Origin of the sequence: Caballeronia sp. LZ035 (assembly GCF_031451175.1) — a bacterium.
Lineage (GTDB): Bacteria > Pseudomonadota > Gammaproteobacteria > Burkholderiales > Burkholderiaceae > Caballeronia.
In genome coordinates this window covers 1,088,576-1,104,653 of sequence record NZ_JARUXS010000004.1, presented here as the reverse complement: position 1 = coordinate 1,104,653, position 16,078 = coordinate 1,088,576, and the positions used below count along the sequence as shown (strand labels likewise).

The window sequence follows — 16,078 nt, the reverse complement described above, 5'->3', positions numbered from 1 at the left end:
CGCACCCGACTGGGTGGGGTTTCGGTCCTTTAAAATGTCGTGGCGGGGGTGTTGGGGGGGGGGGGCGCGGGCCCGCCGCTGCCGTCATGCAGCGGCGACCGCGCCAGTTCGAGGCCGGCGAGATAGCCGAAGGTCATCGCCGGGCCCAGCGTGATGCCGCCGGCCGGATAGTGCCCGCCCATCATGCTCGCGGCGTCGTTGCCGACCGCATACAGCCCGGCGACGGGCGCAGCGGAGGCGTCGAGCACGCGGGCGCGGGCGTCGGTGGAAAGTCCGGCGAAGGTGCCGAGGCTGCCGGGCACGATCTTCACCGCATGGAACGGGCCGCTCGCGAGCGGCGCGACGCAGGGATTCGGCTGGTGCAGCGCATCGCCCTGGAAGCGGTTGTACGGCGTCGAGCCCTTGTGGAATTGCGGATCGAAACCGTCTTTGGCGTACGTGTTATAGGTCGCGACGGTATCGGCGAGACCGCGCGCGTCGATGCCGCATTCCTGCGCCAGCGCTTCGAGCGTCGGCGCGGACTTGAGATAGCCGGCGCGTTGCAGCGGCCCGAGCGGAAACGGAAACGGCTTGGCCGCGCCCAGGCCATAGCGGCGCTGGAACCGGTGATCGCACACGAGCCACGCGCAGACTTCCTCGCCGTGCGGCACCGTGCCGATGAGCGCCGAGACGAAATCGTGATATGACGACGCCTCGTTCGTGAAGCGCCGCCCCGCGCGCGTCACGGCGATCACGCCGGGCTTCGCGCGCTCGATCAGATGCGGAAACGCCGCCTTCGCGCCGTGCGCGCGCGGCACGAGCGAGACGGGCGCCCACGCGGCGGGCGTCTCCAGCGTGTCGTCGAAATGCGCGCCAACGTCGATGCCCACGCGAATGCCGTCGCCGGTATTGCTCGTGGGCGCGGCGGACCAGTGCGGCATGCAGGGAAACGTGCGCGCCTGACGCGCCGCATCGTGCGGATAGCCGCCGCAAGCGAGCACTACGCCGCGCTTCGCCAGCACGTCATGCGGCACGCCGTCGATTTCGACGCGCGCGCCCGTCACGCGCGCCTCGCCGGTGCAAAAGCGTCACGGCCTTCGCGCGCGTGCGCAGATCGACACCCGCATCCGCCGCCGATTTCAACAGCCGCGCGACCAGCGCATTGCCGTTGACGAGATGCATCGAGCGGCCGTAGCGCAGCTTCTGCCACGCGAACGCCGCAAAGCGCCGCGCCACATGCCACGCCGACGCGGCACTGCGCGTCGCGTTCAGAAAATGCGTCAGGTCGGCGCCCGATGCGATCGCCATGCCGGCCACCGTCATGTCGGCGAGCGGCGGCCGCAGACGGTCGAGCAGCGGACCGAGCGCACGGCCGTCGAACGGCATCGCGCCCACCGAGCGGCCGCCGGCGGCCGCGCCTTGCGTCGTGTGGAAATCGGGAATGCGGTTGCCGTCGATAAAACGCACCGCCGTATGCCGCTCGAAGAATTCGATCATGCGCGGACCGTGTTCGATCAACGCGTCGGTCTTGGCTGCGTCGAGGTGCGCGCCGAGCTCTCCTGCGAGGTACGTGCGCGGCGCATCCGCCGGTTCGACGATCCCCGCGCGCGTCGCGAGCGGATTGCACGGAATCCACATCCAGCCGCCCGACCACGCGGTCGTGCCGCCGAACACGTCTTCCTTCTCACAGACCAGCACGGACAAGCCCTGCTGCGCCGCTGTTACCGCCGTCGACAAACCGCCGGCGCCGGAGCCGAGCACCAGGACATCGCAATGGACCACCGGGAGCTGGCTCATTTGGACACCGCGTGCAGGCTCGCCCCGATTTCCATGGGCAGCACGAGCGCGTCGTCCCGCGCGTCCACCAATGCATGCCGCGCACGCGCCGCCGCATGCCGCGCCGCCAGATAGCCGAAGGCGAGCCCCGGGCCGAGCGTGATGCCCGGACCCGGATAGACGCCGCCCATCACCGACTGCATGTCGTTGCCGCAGGCGTAGAGACCGGCGATCGGCTGATCGTCGCGATCGAGCACGCGTGCATCGGTATCGGTGACGAGACCGGTCGCCGCGCCGATATCGCCCGGATAGAGCCGCACCGCGTAGAACGGCGCCTGCGCAATCGGTCCGAGGCATTTGTTCGGGCCGCTCCAGTTCGCGTCGCCGTTGGCGTTCTGGTACGCCGTCGTGCCGCGCTGGAAATCGGCATCGACGCCCGTCTGCGCATAACGGTTGTTGCGCGCGACGCTATCCGCGAGCCCCGTCCGGTCGATGCCGAGCCGGTCGGCAAGTTCGTCGAGCGTGCTGCCTTCGACGAGATAGCCGTCGGCCAGAAACGGCGCGAGCCCCTTGCCGCCCGGACGCACCGTGCCGAGCCCGTACTTGCGCAATCCTTCCGCATCCGTGACGAGGCACGCCGGAATCGACGGCTGCGTGCGGTTCGCTTCCTGCATCGCGATGCCGAACAGGTGATACGAGATGTTCTCGTTGAGGAAACGCCGACCGTTGCTATCGACGACGATCATGCCCGGCTTGCCGCGATCCATCAGGAAATGCGGGAACACGGCGGTGCTGCCGTCCGCGCGTTTGCGCGTCGACACCGGCGCCCAGAACGCGTTCGACCGTGCGCCCTTGCCAAACCGCGCGCCGGCCGCGAGCGCCAGGTCCTGCGCGTTGCCGGTGTGTCCGGGCGCGCCCGCGCACCACGCGGGATCGGCGCCCGGCAGCAGTTCGGCGCGCCGCTTCGCGTGCCGGTTGAAGCCGCCGCTTGCCAGAATCACGCCGCCTGTCACGCGGATGCGCCGGCGTTCATTGACCTGGCTCAGCGACACCGCTTCGATGCCGTGCGCGCCAGAGTGCAGCGCATCGACACGGGTGCGGGTCAGGATCGTCACGCCGCGTTGACGCAGCGACAGGAGCAGCCTTCCGATCAGCGCGTTGCCCATCACGAGCCGCGTGCCACGCGGTGAGTTCAAGCGGTCGCGCGCGTGCCGTGCGAGCAGCGTCGCTGCGTGCCGGAACGACTTCAGTGATTTCGTCATGCCGAGCAAATGCCCGACATCGTCGCGATCGACCATCATCCCGCCGAGCACGGTGAATTCGGGAAGCGGCGGACGAATCAGCGCGAAGTCGCGGCCGAGCGTGCGGCCGTCGAATGGCAGCGGCTCCAGCGCGCGGCCGCGCAGCGTCGAGCCTTCGACTTCCGACAGGTAATCCGGATGAAACGGCCGCGCGCGGTACTTCACCTCGCTATGCGTCTCCAGTTGCGCGACCGCCTTCGGACCGGCTTCGAGGAACGCGCGACGCATCGCGGCGTCACTGTGCCCGCCGACTGCGCGATCCAGAAATGCTTCGGCATTCGCGACGGTGTCGTCGGGATTGACGCCCGGCCCGTGCATGGAACCCGGTATCCATGTGGTGCCCGCCGAATAGGCCGTCGTACCGCCGACGTATTCGGTACTTTCCACCAGCAGCACGCGCGCGCCATCGATGGCCGCCACCAGCGCCGCCGACATGCCCGCGCCGCCCGCACCCACGACGACAACATCAAATTGCTCGTCCGGCCCTAACTGTTCCAGTGTCTCCACCATCGATATGCTCCGTTACCCCGCTCATTCGCTGAACTTTCTTCTATTTCAGAATCCTATTCCACTTTAGCGAACGACGTAAAGCCCTTTTTCTCTCGACGAACCTCGCATGGCTTGGCAGCGATCGGTCATTGGGGCACGATTCGCTTCTTCAATGACACGCGTCCGCCCATGCAGCCCTCTTCTCGCCGGCCCGCCCGTCTTGCCTGGCTGTTGAAAGGCATGCTTCCGCTGAATCGCGCCGCCGCGCTGCGCGATGCGCTGGCGGGCGTTTCGCTTGCCTCGATGGACATTCCGCAGGTGCTCGGCTACGCGCGCATTGCGGGAATGCCGCCCGTTACCGGCCTGTACACAGCGTTCCTGCCGCTGTTCGCGTTTGCGCTGTTCGGCGCGTCGCGGCATCTGGTCGTCGCGGCGGATTCGGCGACGGCGACCATTCTTTCCAGCCGTGTCGCGACCATGGCCGCCATGGGCAGCGCCGAATACATCGCGCTCGCCGGCATGGTTGCATTGCAGACCGCCGCGTTGCTGCTGCTCGCGCGGCTCTTCAAGCTGGGCTTTCTCGCCGATTTCCTGTCGCGCACGGTGCTGGTCGGCTTTCTGGCGGGCGTCGGCGTGCAGGTGTCCGTCGCGATGCTCGGCGATCTCCTCGGCATGACCGTGCCCGTGCCTTCGTCGCGCAGTCTCGCGCAACTGGCCTATGTCGCCGGACATGCGCTGCAATTTCATGGGCCGACCTTCGGGCTTGCGCTACTCGTGATCGTCGCGATCCTGCTCTGTCAGCGCGCCGCGCCGCGCGTGCCGATGCCGCTCATCGCGGTGATCGGCAGCATCGTCGCGAGCAAGATGTTCGATTTCGCGGCGCATGGCATCGCGGTGCTTGGACCGATCGACGGTGGCCTGCCCGCGCTGCGCTTTCCCGCCGTCAGCTGGCAGCAGTTCCTCGACCTGATGCCCGTCGCGGCCTCGTGCTTCGTGATGATCATTGCGCAGAGCGCGGCGGCGGCACGCGTCTATGCGCAGCAGTATCGCGAGGACGTCGACACCAACGCCGACATCCTCGGTCTCGCCGCCGCCAACACGGCGGCGGCGTTCGGCGGCACTTTCGTCGTCAATGGCAGCCCCACGCAGACCGCGATGGCCGAGCGCGCCGGCACCCGCAGCCAGTTCGGACAGGTTGCGTTCGCGGCGGTGGTCGCCGTCGTGCTGATGTTCCTGAGCGGCTATCTGCGCTACCTGCCGCATTGCGTGCTGGCGGCGATCGTGTTCACGATCGCCATCGGTCTGGTCAACGTGCGGAGCCTGCGGGACATTCGCGCTGAAAGTCCGGGCGAGTTCACGCTGGCGCTGGTGACGGCGGCGGCTGTCGTGATGATCGGCGTGGAGCACGGCATTCTGCTCGCTGTGGCGTTGTCGCTGATGCGGCACGTGCGCCACAGCTACCGTCCGCACACGATGGTGCTGACGCCCGTCCCGCCCGACGGACGCTGGCAGTTCATGCCCACGGCGCAGGGCGCGATGACCACGCCGGAGCTCATCGTGTATCGCTTCGGCGCGGATCTGTTCTATGCGAACGATCACTTCTTCACGGTGGAAGTGACGGAACTCGTCGATTCGGCGTCCAGCGGTCTGCGCCACCTCATCGTCGATGCCGGCGCGATCACCGATCTCGATTACTCGGCGGCGCGGACCATCGGCGATCTCGTCGAAACCCTGCAGGCGCGCGGCGTCACGGTGAGCTTCGGGCGGGTGAACCGCTTCCTGCGCGGCGACATGGATCGGCATGGGCTGACGCGCGTGGTGGGGGTGGCGAACATGTTCGGAACCTTGCATGAAGCGCTGGCGGCGGTGGGCGTTCCTGCGCAGATGCACGAACCCGATCCGCTATAGGCGGTCTTTGAAGGCGTCGCTTGCACGATGACCGTTCTGACTTCATGGCGGTTTCAAATAAAGACGATTAGTTGCGAGCGATCACTCTTATTCTTGAACATGATTCCACTTTAGATTAGAGTTCGCCATGAACAGGCGAACCGTTCCGGGTCGTCTCGATTTCCAACATGGAGACAGCAATGGCGCAGGACCCCTCTTTCTCGGCTTCGCTCGACGAAGGTCTGAGCGGCGCGACCCGCGTGTATTTCATCGTCGGCGATCCGATTGCGCAGGTGCGCTCCCCGGCCGGCGTGACCGCCGCGCTGCGCGCGCAAGGCCAGGACGCGATCGTGATTCCCGCGCACGTCGCGCCCGCCGACCTCGATACGTTCTTCGCCGGTCTCGCGCCCTTGCAGAACTGCGACGGCGTGATCATCACGGTCCCGCACAAGTTCAGCGCGACGTCCTTCTGCAGCACCTTGACCGACGAAGGCCGCTTCCTCGGCGCGGTCAACATGCTCAGGCGCAATGCAGACGGCAGCTGGCACGGCGGCGCGTCGGACGGCATCGGCATGGTCGCGGCGCTGCGCGACGCCGGCTGCGAACCCACGGGCAAGCGTGCGCTGCTGATCGGCGCGGGCGGTGCGGGTTCGGCGATCGGGCATGCGCTGGTGGATGCCGGCGTGAAGACGCTCGCCATCCGCGATTCCGACGCCACGCGCACCGATGCCCTCGCCACGCGTCTCGCCGCATTGAAACGCGGCGCGGTGCACGTCGCGGACGACGCCGGCGCGGAGACCTATGACCTGATCGTGAATGCATCGCCGGCGGGCATGCGTGCGGGCGATCCGCTGCCGATCGACGTCTCGCGCCTTTCGCCCGCGACTTTTGTCGGCGACGTGGTGACCAAGCCGCCGCTGACGCCGTTCATCGAAGCGGCTCGTGCGCGCGGCTGCGTCACTGTGACCGGCACGCAGATGTTCGGCCGCGTGTGCGATGCAATCGTGGCGTTTTTCGTTGCCTGACGATCCATCGGACGTATCAGGACAAACGATGAGTGCGGACCATGCAGCGTTGAACCGCCAGAGTCGGAGAATATGATCTGTTATCCGTAACGATTACTGGCTTCCAATCGCGCGCGCGGCTGCTTCTGGAAGCCATCGAGGGGCATGACGATCACTTCACGCGGAGCCGCGTCACTCTCGCGCTGACCGGAGGCGCCCCGTGGTTGTCGGATAAGCACTGACGCGCGACGCGTGTGAAAACACTCATAACAAAGGAGTCTGGAAGAATCCACACCGCAACGCAACGCCCACCGCCGCGCCGTTTTCTGGTCCCAAAAGGAGTTCTCGCCATGATCTTCCATGCCTCGATTCCCGCCAACGATCCGAAACACGTCGCGCAGGTGCTGGCCGAACTCTGGGATGGCTTCGCCGCGCCGTTCTCGCCGTTTCCCGACGCGTGGATGGCGGTCGCGGGCGACGAGCGCGGCAGCATCATCGAGGTCTATCCGGGCGACCGTGTCATCACGCCAGGCGACGGCGAGGAAGAGAGCGTGGGCTACGGCGCGGACACCGCAGCACGACCGCGCTACAGCGCATTCCATATGGCGATTGCGACGCCCCGGACGAGCGCGGAAGTCATCGCGATCGGCGAGCGTGAAGGCTGGCGCGCGGTGCATTGCACGCGCGGCAACAACTTCTTCCACGTAATCGAACTGTGGATCGAGAACTCGACGATGCTCGAATTCCTCACGCCCGACATGCAGGCCGAATATCTGGCTTTCTCTACGCCTGAAAACTTCAAGGCGATGGCCGCGGCCAATCCGTATCAGGCATAACCGCTTCGTTACTCCTGCAGCGCGGCCCACATTTCCTGATCGCGCTGGGCCGTCCAGATACGCGGATGCCGGATGCCGCTCGCTTCGTCATAGGCACGCGACACGTCGAACGGCAGGCAGTGTTCGTAGATGAAAACGTGGCCGAACTTCGCGTCCATCGACTTGCGCGCGTGGGCCATCGCGCCCTTCAGGTCGAGCTTCTGCGCGACGGCCTCGCGGCCCGCCTGAAGCAGCGTCGTGACGAAGTCCTTCGTGTAGTCGAGTCCCTTGTGTACATCCGCCGGCGACAGCAACGCCGGGCCGCGTCCCGGCACCAGCTTGTCGGCGTTCAGCGCGCGCAAGGCTTCGAGCGTCGCGGGCCAGTCCTCGAGTTGCGCGTCGCCGCAATAGCAGGCTGCGTCGTACTCCACCAGATCGCCCGAGAACAGCACCTTCTGCGACGGCAGCCACACTACGGTATCGCCCTTCGTGTGGCCTGAGCCGAGATGCGCGATCCTCACTTCGAGCTTGCCGAGGAATAGCGTGATTTCCCGCTCGAAGACCAGCGTCGGCCAGGTGAGACCGGGCACCGTCTCGACGCCCGCGAACAGACGCGGAAAGCGCTCGATCTCCGACTTCATGTCCTGCTCGCCGCGCTCGACGATCATCTCGTAGGTGCCGCGGCTCGCGATCACTTCCTGCGCGCCTTCCTTGAAATACGCCGACGCCCCCAGCACGCGCACCGCGTGATAGTGCGACAGCACGACGTACTTGATCGGTTTGTCGGTGACGCCGCGAATCTTCTCGATCAGGTCCTGGGCCATCGCGGGCGTGGCGGTGGTATCGACGATCAGCACACCGTCGTCGCCGACGATCACGCCCGAGTTCGGATCGCCCTCCGCCGTGTAGGCGTACGCGTTCTCGGAGAGCTGCGTGAAGGTGATCTTCTTTTCCTGCAGATCCGCCTGCGAAGCGAAAGCCTTTGCCATGATCGTGTCCCGTCCAGTCTCGTGAGGATGAACCGATGATCGATGCGAGCCTCTTCTTTGTCAACAGCAAGTACACTTGCCATAGACAAATTTCGGGTAAATACTGAACGGCATCGGCCGATCGGTCGAACCGCCCATTTACCTCGAATCACGGAGCGCGCCTTGGCTCGTCCCCTCCCAGCCGTCCAGCGAGAGCAACGCGGTATTCAGAGCGTCGAAGTCGGCGCGCGTCTGCTCGACGCGCTCGCGAAGCGGCGTGCACCGCTCGCGCTCAGTGCGCTCGCGGACGCCGCCGCGATGTCGACGGCGCAGGCGCACACCTATCTCGTCAGCCTGACGCGGCTCGGACTCGTGAAGCGCGACGCGCTGACCGGCAACTACGAACCGGGCCCGCTTTCGCTGCGCCTGGGTGTCATGAACCTGGAGCAGCAGCCGGCGTACCGGGCGGCGGCGCCGCGCGTTGCCGCGCTGGCGCTGGAGACCGGCATGAGCGTGGCCGTCAGCGTCGCCGGGCCGCAGGGGCCGACCATCGTGCGCTACGAACGCGGCGGCCAGCCCTTGCATGTCAATCTGCATGTCGGCACGGTGATGTCGCTGACGGCCACGGCGACGGGCCGCGTCTTCCGCGCCTTCGACGCCCCCGCCAGTATCGCGGCCATGCAGGCGCATCAGGCGGAAGCCGACGTGCCCGGCATCGGCGCGCGGCTCGACGAGATCCGGGCGCGCGGCATCGAACGCGGCATCGATGCGCCGAGTCCGGGCGTGAGCAGCCTGAGCGTGCCGGTGTTCGATTCCGCGCAACGGATGCAGCTGGCGCTGACCGCGATCGGTCCAACCGGCCTGTGCGATGTCGCCTGGAACGGTGCGCTCGCGCAGGCATTGCAGCACGCGGCACGCGACCTGACCGGCGCCCTGTCATGACGATGCCCACCCCGGACGCCCGTCCGCAGCGCGGCATCAACGCCCTCGATGCAACCGGCGAACTGCTGCGCGCGCTGGTGGCGGCGGACGGTCCGCTGCCGCTGCGCGACCTTGCAGCGGCGGCCGGCATGCCGCCGGCCAAGGCGTTCGCGCATCTGGTGAGCCTGGTGAAAGTCGGACTGCTGTCGCGTGACGAAGCCGGGCGCTTCCACGCGGGGCCATTGAGCCGCGAGCTGGGCCTGATCGCGCTGCAACGGCTTTCGCCGATCCGTGATGCCGAAGCGGAGATTGTCGCGCTCGCGGCGGATACGTCGATGACGGTCGCCGCCGCCACGCTCGGCCCGCTCGGACCGACCGTCATCCGGCTCGAGGAATCGTCACGGCCGCAGCACGTGAGCCTGCGCATGGGCACGGCGATGTCGCTGGTGAACACGGCGATCGGCCGGGTCTTCGCGGCGCATATCGGGGACGACGTGCGGGCGAGTCTGCTGCAACAGGACGGCATCCGCCTCGCGGGCGTGCCGCCGGCAAGGTTCGCTACGAGGGATGACCGCGACTACCGCGCGACGTTGTCACGCATCCGCGAACAGGGCTTCGACACGGCGCTCGATGCACCGGTGCCCGGCATTCACTCGCTGGCCGCGCCGGTCTTCGATCACACCGGCAGCGTGTGCCTGGTGCTTGCGCTGATCGGTTCGGCGGGCGTCTTCGACAGCGCCGCGGATGGCCCGCTCACGCGCGCGTTGCTGGCCGCGACGCGCAGGCTGTCCTGGCGTTTCGGCTTGCTTGAAGCGAGCGAGGCGAGCTAGTCAGGCCCGCTTGACGGTTTCGGTGCCCATCACGCGGATGGCGGGAAAGCGGTCCGTGGGCTTGGCGATCTCGTCCTGCGACGCGACGATCTCGAGCTCATAGCGTCCGGCTTCGTAGGTGGCCTTGACCACCGCGTTGACCGCCGCGAGCGTGTGTTCGAGCGCATTGCGCAATGAATCGCCGAGCAGCGTGCGCGCGACGAACACGCCGCTCGTCAGGTCGCCGACGCCGACCGGCTGGCGCGCGAATGGATACAGCGGACGTTGCGCGAACCACGCTTCGGTCGGGCCGACTGCAAGCATGTTGAAGGTATCGGCGCGGCTGTTGCGGTCGAGCAGATGCTTGACGAGCACGATGCGCGGCCCGCGCGCGATGACCTCGCGACAGGCGTCCACCGCTTCTTCCACCGTTTCGATGGTGCGTCCGACGAGCTTTTCCAGCTCGACATGATTGGGCATCAGCGCGTCGGCGATGCCGGGCATCGTGGTGACGAGGAAGTCCTCGATGCCCGGCGCGACCGTGCAGCCGCCCGTCTGGCCCATGACTGGATCGCAGAAGAAGAGCGCGCGCGGATTCACCGCCTTGACCATCTTCACGATCTCGACCACCGCGCGGCCCTGTTCGGGCGCGCCGAGATAACCCGAAAGCACCGCATTGCACCGCCCCAACACCCCGATCGCGCCAATGCCTTCGATCACGCTCTGCAACTCGTCGGCATCGAAGGCGCTGCCGGTCCAGCGGCCGTACTGCGTGTGATTGGAGAACTGCACGGTGTTGAGCGGCCAGACGTTGACGCCCAGCCGTCGCATCGGAAAGACCGCCGCGCTGTTGCCCGCATGGCCGAACACCACATGCGATTGAACGCTCAGGACGTTGTTCATATTCTGATTTCCCGCTTGGTTCCAGTTGTTCGGTCCGACGAAACGTCGCCTTGCAGTGCAGCGATCGCGGGCGCGCGCGGAACGCCTGCCCGGGCCGGCCCGTTCCGGACGCACGCCGGCATCGCGTGTCTTGTATTGTGCCGTGCCTCGACGCACTGCGGCACGGCCTCGTCGTTTTAAATCGACGAACCTTGCCTGCCGAGCGGCGCGAACGAGCGACACCGGTCATGTCGGACGCAGCCAGTTCGTGCCCCATCGCAGGGCACGCGCCTTGCTCGGCCGGAACGTCGGCGGCATTGCGCAGAGCGTGCGATGACCGGCACACGCCCACCGCAAGGACGAACGTCCGGCAAAAAAACGGCCGACTTCCGCACAGGAACCTTCACGCCGCCTGATAATGCGTGAACGACAGCGCAGCCCCTCGCGCTGCGCACGCACTCCCGGCATCGACATCAGACATACGCACACGAGGACGAACACACGGCAGGACATCCATAGTCGCAGGTCAAATCAGGAGGCAGGAATGGAGACGCTGATCAAGAATCGCACCGATTTGCAGAAGTCGACCCTCGCAATCGTCCTCGCCGGCGGGCGCGGCACCCGCCTCGGACCCCTTACCGACAAGCGCGTGAAGCCCGCCGTCCACTTCGGCGGCAAGTACCGCATCGTCGATTTCGCGCTGTCCAACTGCCTCAACTCCGGCATCCGCCGCATCGCCGTCGTCACTCAATACAAGGCTCATTCGCTGATCCGCCACATGCAGCGCGGCTGGGGTTTCCTGCGCGGCGAGTTCAACGAGTTCATCGATATCTGGCCGGCGCAGCAGCGCGTCGATTCGAGTTGGTATCGCGGTACGGCGGACGCCGTGTACCAGAACATGGACATCATCCGTTCGATCGGTCCGGAATTCGTCATCGTGCTGGCGGGCGATCACATCTACAAGATGGACTACACGCGCATGGTGCTGGACCACGTCGAGAGCGGCGCGGACTGCACGGTGGGCTGCATCGAGGTGCCACGCATGGACGCGGTGGCGTTCGGCGTGATGCACGTCGACGAGAACCGCCGCGTGACCGACTTCCTGGAGAAGCCCGCCGATCCGCCCGCGATGCCCGGCAAGCCCGACGTCGCGCTCGCGAGCATGGGCATCTATGTGTTCAGCGCGAAGTACCTGTACGAGATGCTGCAGGACAATATCGAGGCCTCGAACACCGATCACGACTTCGGCAAGGACATCATTCCGCGCGTCGTGACGACCGGCAAGGCCATCGCGCATCCGTTCAGCATGTCGTGCGTGACCTCGTCGAGCGACCCGGAAGCGCCTGCGTACTGGCGCGACGTCGGTACCGTCGATGCCTACTGGTCCGCCAATCTCGACCTCGCCTCCACGATTCCGGAGCTCGACCTCTACGACCGCAAATGGCCTATCTGGACCAACCAGGAGCAGCTTCCGCCCGGCAAGTTCGTGCGCGACCTGAACGGCCAGCAAGGCGCCATCACCAACCTGCTGGTCTGCGGCGGCTGCGTGATATCGGGCTCGCAGGTGTCGAAGTCGGTGTTTTCGTCGGCGGTGCGGGTGCACTCGTTCTGTAACATCAATGAGGCAGTCTTGTTGCCGCAGGTCACCGTCGGGCCAAGTTGCCGGCTGCAACGCGTCGTGATCGACCGGGGCTGCACGGTGCCCGAGGGACTCGTGGTGGGCGAGGATCCGGACGACGACGCCGCGCGCTTCTTCCGCACGGAGTCGGGCGTCACGCTCATCACACGGGATGCGCTCGCGCGGCTGTCGCAGGGATAGACGCGGGCTCACATGACAATCAATCGACGGGAGCGCCGATGACCGTACGCGTGCTGCATGCCGCAGCAGAAATGTTTCCGCTGCTGAAAACCGGCGGTCTCGCCGACGTGGTCGGCGCCCTGCCGCCCGCGCAGTCGCAACTGGGCACGCATGCGCGCGTCGTGCTGCCCGGCTTTCCGGCCGTACTCGCCGGGCTCGACGACCTGCAGCCGGTCGCCGACCTGGGCGCGGCGTTCGGCATCGGTCAGATCCGGCTCGAACGCGGCGTGCTGCCGCCGCATGGCGTGGTCGTGTACGTGGTGCGGGCGGACCCGTTCTACGACCGTCCGGGCAATCCGTATCTCGATGCCGCGCATCGCCCCTACGCCGACAACGACCGCCGCTTTGCGCTGCTCGGCTGGGCCGCCGCACGCATCGCGACGGGCGCCGATCCCGACTGGAAACCGCACATCGTCCACGCGCACGACTGGCATGCGGGACTGGCGCCGGCCTATCTGCGCGCGTTCGAGCGCGCGGGCGCCGCGAAGACCGCCAGCGTGATGACGGTCCACAACCTCGCCTACCAGGGCACGTTTCCGGCGTCGGAATTCGGCGCGCTGCAACTGCCCGGCGATTTTTTCGCGGTGGAAGGCGTCGAGTTCTATGGCCTCGTGTCGTTCCTGAAGGCCGGGCTGTATTACGCCGACCGCATCACCACGGTCAGCCCCACCTACGCGCGCGAGATCCAGACGCAAGCCCACGGCGCGGGCCTGCACGGCCTGTTGCAGACGCGCACGCATGACATCACCGGCATCCTGAACGGCGTGGATTACGCGATCTGGAGCCCCGCCGTGGATGAATCCATCGCGACCAAATACACGCCCACGCGCGTCTCCGGGAAGTCGAAGTGCAAGTCGGCGTTGCAGGAGCGCATGGGCCTCGAACGCGACGACAATGCGCTGCTGTTCGGCGTGGTCAGCCGGCTGACGGAACAGAAGGGGCTGGATCTGCTGCTGTCGGTGGTGCCGGACATCGTGCAGCGCGGCGGGCAACTGGTCGTGCTCGGCACCGGCGACCCGGCGCTCGAAACCGGCATGAAGAACGCAGCGGCGGCGCATCAGGGCGCGGTGGCGGTGGAACTCGGCTTCGACGAGACGCTGTCGCATTCGATCATCGCCGGCAGCGACGTGGTGATGGTGCCGTCGCGCTTCGAGCCGTGCGGGCTCACGCAGCTTTATGCCCTCGCGTACGGCTCGCTGCCGCTCGTGCATCGCGTCGGCGGGCTGGCGGACACCGTGACGGATTGCTCGCTCGAAAATCTCGCCGACGATCTCGCCACCGGCTTCGTGTTCGATACCTTCGATCGCGCCAGCATGGTCGGCTCGATCCGCCGCGCTTTCGCGCTGAAGCAGCGGCGCGCCGACTGGAAGACCGTAGTCAGGCGCGGCATGGACCAGCGCTTCAGCTGGGAAGCGGCTGCGCTCAAATATGCGGAGGTGTATCAGGCGCTGACCGGCGGCTGAAGCGCGGGCGCATGCCTTGCTCCCGATCTGTAACCATCAGATACGGACGGAGCATATGCACAAACCCCTCGCAGGTCAGATCGCGCTGGTGACAGGCGCAAGCTCGGGTATCGGCGAAGGCGTGGCGAACGCGCTCGCCGACGCGGGCGCACACGTCGCCATCAACTATCACGCGCACGCCGAACCCGCCGAGAAGCTCGCCGCCGCGATCAACGCGAAAGGCGGCGAAGCGTTCGCGGTCAGCGCGGACGTCGCCGATGAAGCGCAGGTCGATGCCATGTTCGACGCCGTCGTGCGGCGCTGGGGCACGCTCGATATCGTGATCGCGAATTCGGGCTTGCAGCAGGACGCGAAATTCACCGAACTGACGCTCGCCGACTGGCGCAAGGTCATCGACACCAATCTCACCGGCCAATTCCTGACCGCCCAGCGCGCCGTGCGCGAATTCGAGCGGCGCGGCATACGCGACGTGTCGAAGGCGCTGGGCAAGATCATCTGCATGAGCTCCGTGCACGAGGTCATTCCGTGGGCGGGGCACGTGAACTATGCGGCGTCGAAGGGCGGCATCCAGATGATGATGAAATCGCTTGCCCAGGAAGTCGCGCCGCAGCGGATCCGCGTGAACGGCATCGCGCCGGGCGCCATTCGCACGCCGATCAACCGCGACGCCTGGGACCAGCCAGACCATCTCGAGAAGCTGCTCACGCTGATTCCATACGGCCGCATCGGCGAGGTGGAGGACATTGGCCGGGCTGCCGTCTGGCTCGCCTCTGACGACAGCGATTACGTCGTCGGCACGACGCTGTTCGTCGATGGCGGCATGACGCTCTATCCCGGCTTCGCGGACAACGGCTGAACGATGACAGCAACACGGGGACGCTTATGAAGGACATGAAGGTGGATGTGGCGGTGATCGGCGCGGGCACGGCCGGCATGGCGGCGTTTCGCGCGGCGCGGCTGGCGGGCGCGCGCGCGGTGCTGATCGAGAGCGGTGAGTTCGGCACGACCTGCGCGCGCGTCGGCTGCATGCCGTCCAAGCTGCTGCTCGCGGCGGCCAACGGTTTGCATGATGCGCGGTCGCTGGCGGCGCGCGGCATCGAGGGGACGCATGCGCTGGAGGTCAACCGCGAACACGCGCTCGATTACGTGCGACGCGAGCGCGATCACTTCGTCAAGAGCGTGCTGGAGGAAGTGGAGTCGTTTCCGGATGACTGCATCGTGCGCGGTCAGGCGCGCTTCGAGTCGCCGACGTGCTTGATGGTCGGCGACGACATGCGTATCGAGGCGGCGCGCGTGGTCATCGCGACGGGCGCGGCGCCGAGCGTCCCGGACGAGCTCAAGGTGTTCGGCGACAAGCTCATCACCAGCGACGACCTGTTCGAACTGCACGCGTTGCCTGCAAAAATCGCAGTGTTCGGCGCGGGACCGATTGCGCTGGAACTGGGCCAGGCGCTGGCCCGGCTTGATGTCGAAGCGCTCGTGTTCGGCAAGGGCGGCAGCGTGGCTGCGCTCACGGATGCGCCGGTACGCGACGCGCTGCGCGCCGCGCTCGCCGACGAGTTCTATTTCGATCCGGACGCGAAGTTCGATGCGATGTCGTTGGAAGATAACCTGCCGACCTTGCGCTTCAAGTCACCGGGAGGCGAGCCGCGCATCGAACGTTTCGATCTCGTGCTGGCGGCCACCGGCCGTGCGCCGAACCTGAAAACGCTGGCGCTGGACAAGGCAGGCATTGCGCTGAACGACAAGGGCGTGCCGCTATTCGATGAAACCACGATGCAGTGCGGCGACAGCACGATCTTCATTGCAGGCGATTGCGACGGCACGCGTCCCTGGCTTCACGACGCCTCCGACGAAGGCAAGCTGGCCGGCGACAACGCCGCGCGCTTCCCCGACGTGAAGGCGATCAAGCGCAAGGTGCCGTTC

12 protein-coding genes and 1 pseudogene are annotated in these 16,078 nt (G+C 66.7%); 9 read left to right on the top strand and 4 right to left on the bottom strand.

Annotation, left to right across the window (positions count from 1 at the left end; genetic code table 11):
* Positions 1 to 29 precede the first annotated feature (29 nt).
* Positions 30 to 1,776: pseudogene (locus tag QCE88_RS35415) on the bottom strand (FAD-dependent oxidoreductase).
* On the bottom strand, positions 1,773 to 3,566 hold the full coding sequence (locus QCE88_RS35410; protein ID WP_309910172.1) for an FAD-dependent oxidoreductase: 1,794 nt from the start codon (positions 3,564 to 3,566) through the stop codon (positions 1,773 to 1,775). Before QCE88_RS35410 ends, QCE88_RS35415 begins: the two are co-directional and overlap by 4 nt.
* 168 nt (positions 3,567 to 3,734) lie before the next feature.
* Between QCE88_RS35410 and QCE88_RS35405 the strand changes: the two genes are divergently transcribed.
* The 3 genes from QCE88_RS35405 to QCE88_RS35395 all read left to right on the top strand — a co-directional run bounded on the left by QCE88_RS35405 (position 3,735) and on the right by QCE88_RS35395 (position 7,272).
* Positions 3,735 to 5,453 carry a SulP family inorganic anion transporter gene (locus tag QCE88_RS35405; protein WP_309910171.1) on the top strand — a complete coding sequence of 573 codons (1,719 nt, stop codon included), beginning with the start codon at positions 3,735 to 3,737 and terminating at the stop codon, positions 5,451 to 5,453.
* A 179-nt stretch (positions 5,454 to 5,632) separates the two neighbouring features.
* Entirely contained in the window at positions 5,633 to 6,457 is an 825-nt protein-coding gene (locus tag QCE88_RS35400) for a shikimate dehydrogenase (RefSeq protein ID WP_309910169.1), read from the top strand.
* A gap of 329 nt (positions 6,458 to 6,786) precedes the next feature.
* Positions 6,787 to 7,272 carry a hypothetical protein gene (locus QCE88_RS35395; protein ID WP_309910167.1) on the top strand — a complete coding sequence of 162 codons (486 nt, stop codon included), beginning with the start codon at positions 6,787 to 6,789 and terminating at the stop codon, positions 7,270 to 7,272.
* An 8-nt stretch (positions 7,273 to 7,280) separates the two neighbouring features.
* Here QCE88_RS35395 and QCE88_RS35390 read toward each other — a convergent pair whose 3' ends face one another.
* A complete protein-coding gene (locus QCE88_RS35390; RefSeq protein ID WP_309910166.1) occupies positions 7,281 to 8,240 on the bottom strand; it encodes an MBL fold metallo-hydrolase in 960 nt (319 codons plus the stop codon).
* Between the two features lie 162 nt (positions 8,241 to 8,402).
* On the opposite strand from QCE88_RS35390, the gene QCE88_RS35385 reads away from it, so the two are divergent.
* Entirely contained in the window at positions 8,403 to 9,161 is a 759-nt protein-coding gene (locus QCE88_RS35385) for a helix-turn-helix domain-containing protein (RefSeq protein ID WP_309910163.1), read from the top strand.
* Complete coding sequence (locus QCE88_RS35380; protein ID WP_309910161.1) at positions 9,158 to 9,970, top strand: IclR family transcriptional regulator; 813 nt, start codon at positions 9,158 to 9,160, stop codon at positions 9,968 to 9,970. The genes QCE88_RS35385 and QCE88_RS35380 overlap by 4 nt, the downstream gene beginning before the upstream one ends.
* On the opposite strand, the gene pdxY is transcribed toward QCE88_RS35380, so the two are convergent.
* Positions 9,971 to 10,852 (bottom strand): pyridoxal kinase PdxY, encoded by an 882-nt coding sequence (gene pdxY / locus QCE88_RS35375; protein WP_309910159.1) that lies wholly within the window; start codon positions 10,850 to 10,852, stop codon positions 9,971 to 9,973.
* Positions 10,853 to 11,375: 523 nt separating this feature from the next.
* Here pdxY and glgC point away from each other — a divergent pair.
* The 4 genes from glgC to QCE88_RS35355 all read left to right on the top strand — a co-directional run.
* Positions 11,376 to 12,650: a glucose-1-phosphate adenylyltransferase gene (gene glgC / locus QCE88_RS35370; RefSeq protein WP_309910158.1), complete on the top strand. Its 1,275-nt coding sequence runs from the start codon at positions 11,376 to 11,378 to the stop codon at positions 12,648 to 12,650.
* A 38-nt stretch (positions 12,651 to 12,688) separates the two neighbouring features.
* A complete protein-coding gene (gene glgA, locus QCE88_RS35365) occupies positions 12,689 to 14,152 on the top strand; it encodes a glycogen synthase GlgA (protein WP_309910157.1) in 1,464 nt (487 codons plus the stop codon).
* Positions 14,153 to 14,207: 55 nt separating this feature from the next.
* Positions 14,208 to 15,008 carry an SDR family oxidoreductase gene (locus QCE88_RS35360; protein WP_309910155.1) on the top strand — a complete coding sequence of 267 codons (801 nt, stop codon included), beginning with the start codon at positions 14,208 to 14,210 and terminating at the stop codon, positions 15,006 to 15,008.
* A gap of 26 nt (positions 15,009 to 15,034) precedes the next feature.
* The coding region (locus QCE88_RS35355) for an FAD-dependent oxidoreductase (protein ID WP_309910154.1) at positions 15,035 to 16,078 on the top strand (1,044 nt) is incomplete at its 3' end.

Coding starts and splice junctions, on each gene's coding strand:
- QCE88_RS35410 (WP_309910172.1), bottom strand. CDS start 3,566: ATGGTGGAGACACTGGAACAGTTAGGGCCGGACGAGCAATTTGATGTT.
- QCE88_RS35405 (WP_309910171.1), top strand. CDS start 3,735: ATGCAGCCCTCTTCTCGCCGGCCCGCCCGTCTTGCCTGGCTGTTGAAA.
- QCE88_RS35400 (WP_309910169.1), top strand. CDS start 5,633: ATGGCGCAGGACCCCTCTTTCTCGGCTTCGCTCGACGAAGGTCTGAGC.
- QCE88_RS35395 (WP_309910167.1), top strand. CDS start 6,787: ATGATCTTCCATGCCTCGATTCCCGCCAACGATCCGAAACACGTCGCG.
- QCE88_RS35390 (WP_309910166.1), bottom strand. CDS start 8,240: ATGGCAAAGGCTTTCGCTTCGCAGGCGGATCTGCAGGAAAAGAAGATC.
- QCE88_RS35380 (WP_309910161.1), top strand. CDS start 9,158: ATGACGATGCCCACCCCGGACGCCCGTCCGCAGCGCGGCATCAACGCC.
- pdxY (WP_309910159.1), bottom strand. CDS start 10,852: ATGAACAACGTCCTGAGCGTTCAATCGCATGTGGTGTTCGGCCATGCG.
- glgC (WP_309910158.1), top strand. CDS start 11,376: ATGGAGACGCTGATCAAGAATCGCACCGATTTGCAGAAGTCGACCCTC.
- glgA (WP_309910157.1), top strand. CDS start 12,689: ATGACCGTACGCGTGCTGCATGCCGCAGCAGAAATGTTTCCGCTGCTG.
- QCE88_RS35360 (WP_309910155.1), top strand. CDS start 14,208: ATGCACAAACCCCTCGCAGGTCAGATCGCGCTGGTGACAGGCGCAAGC.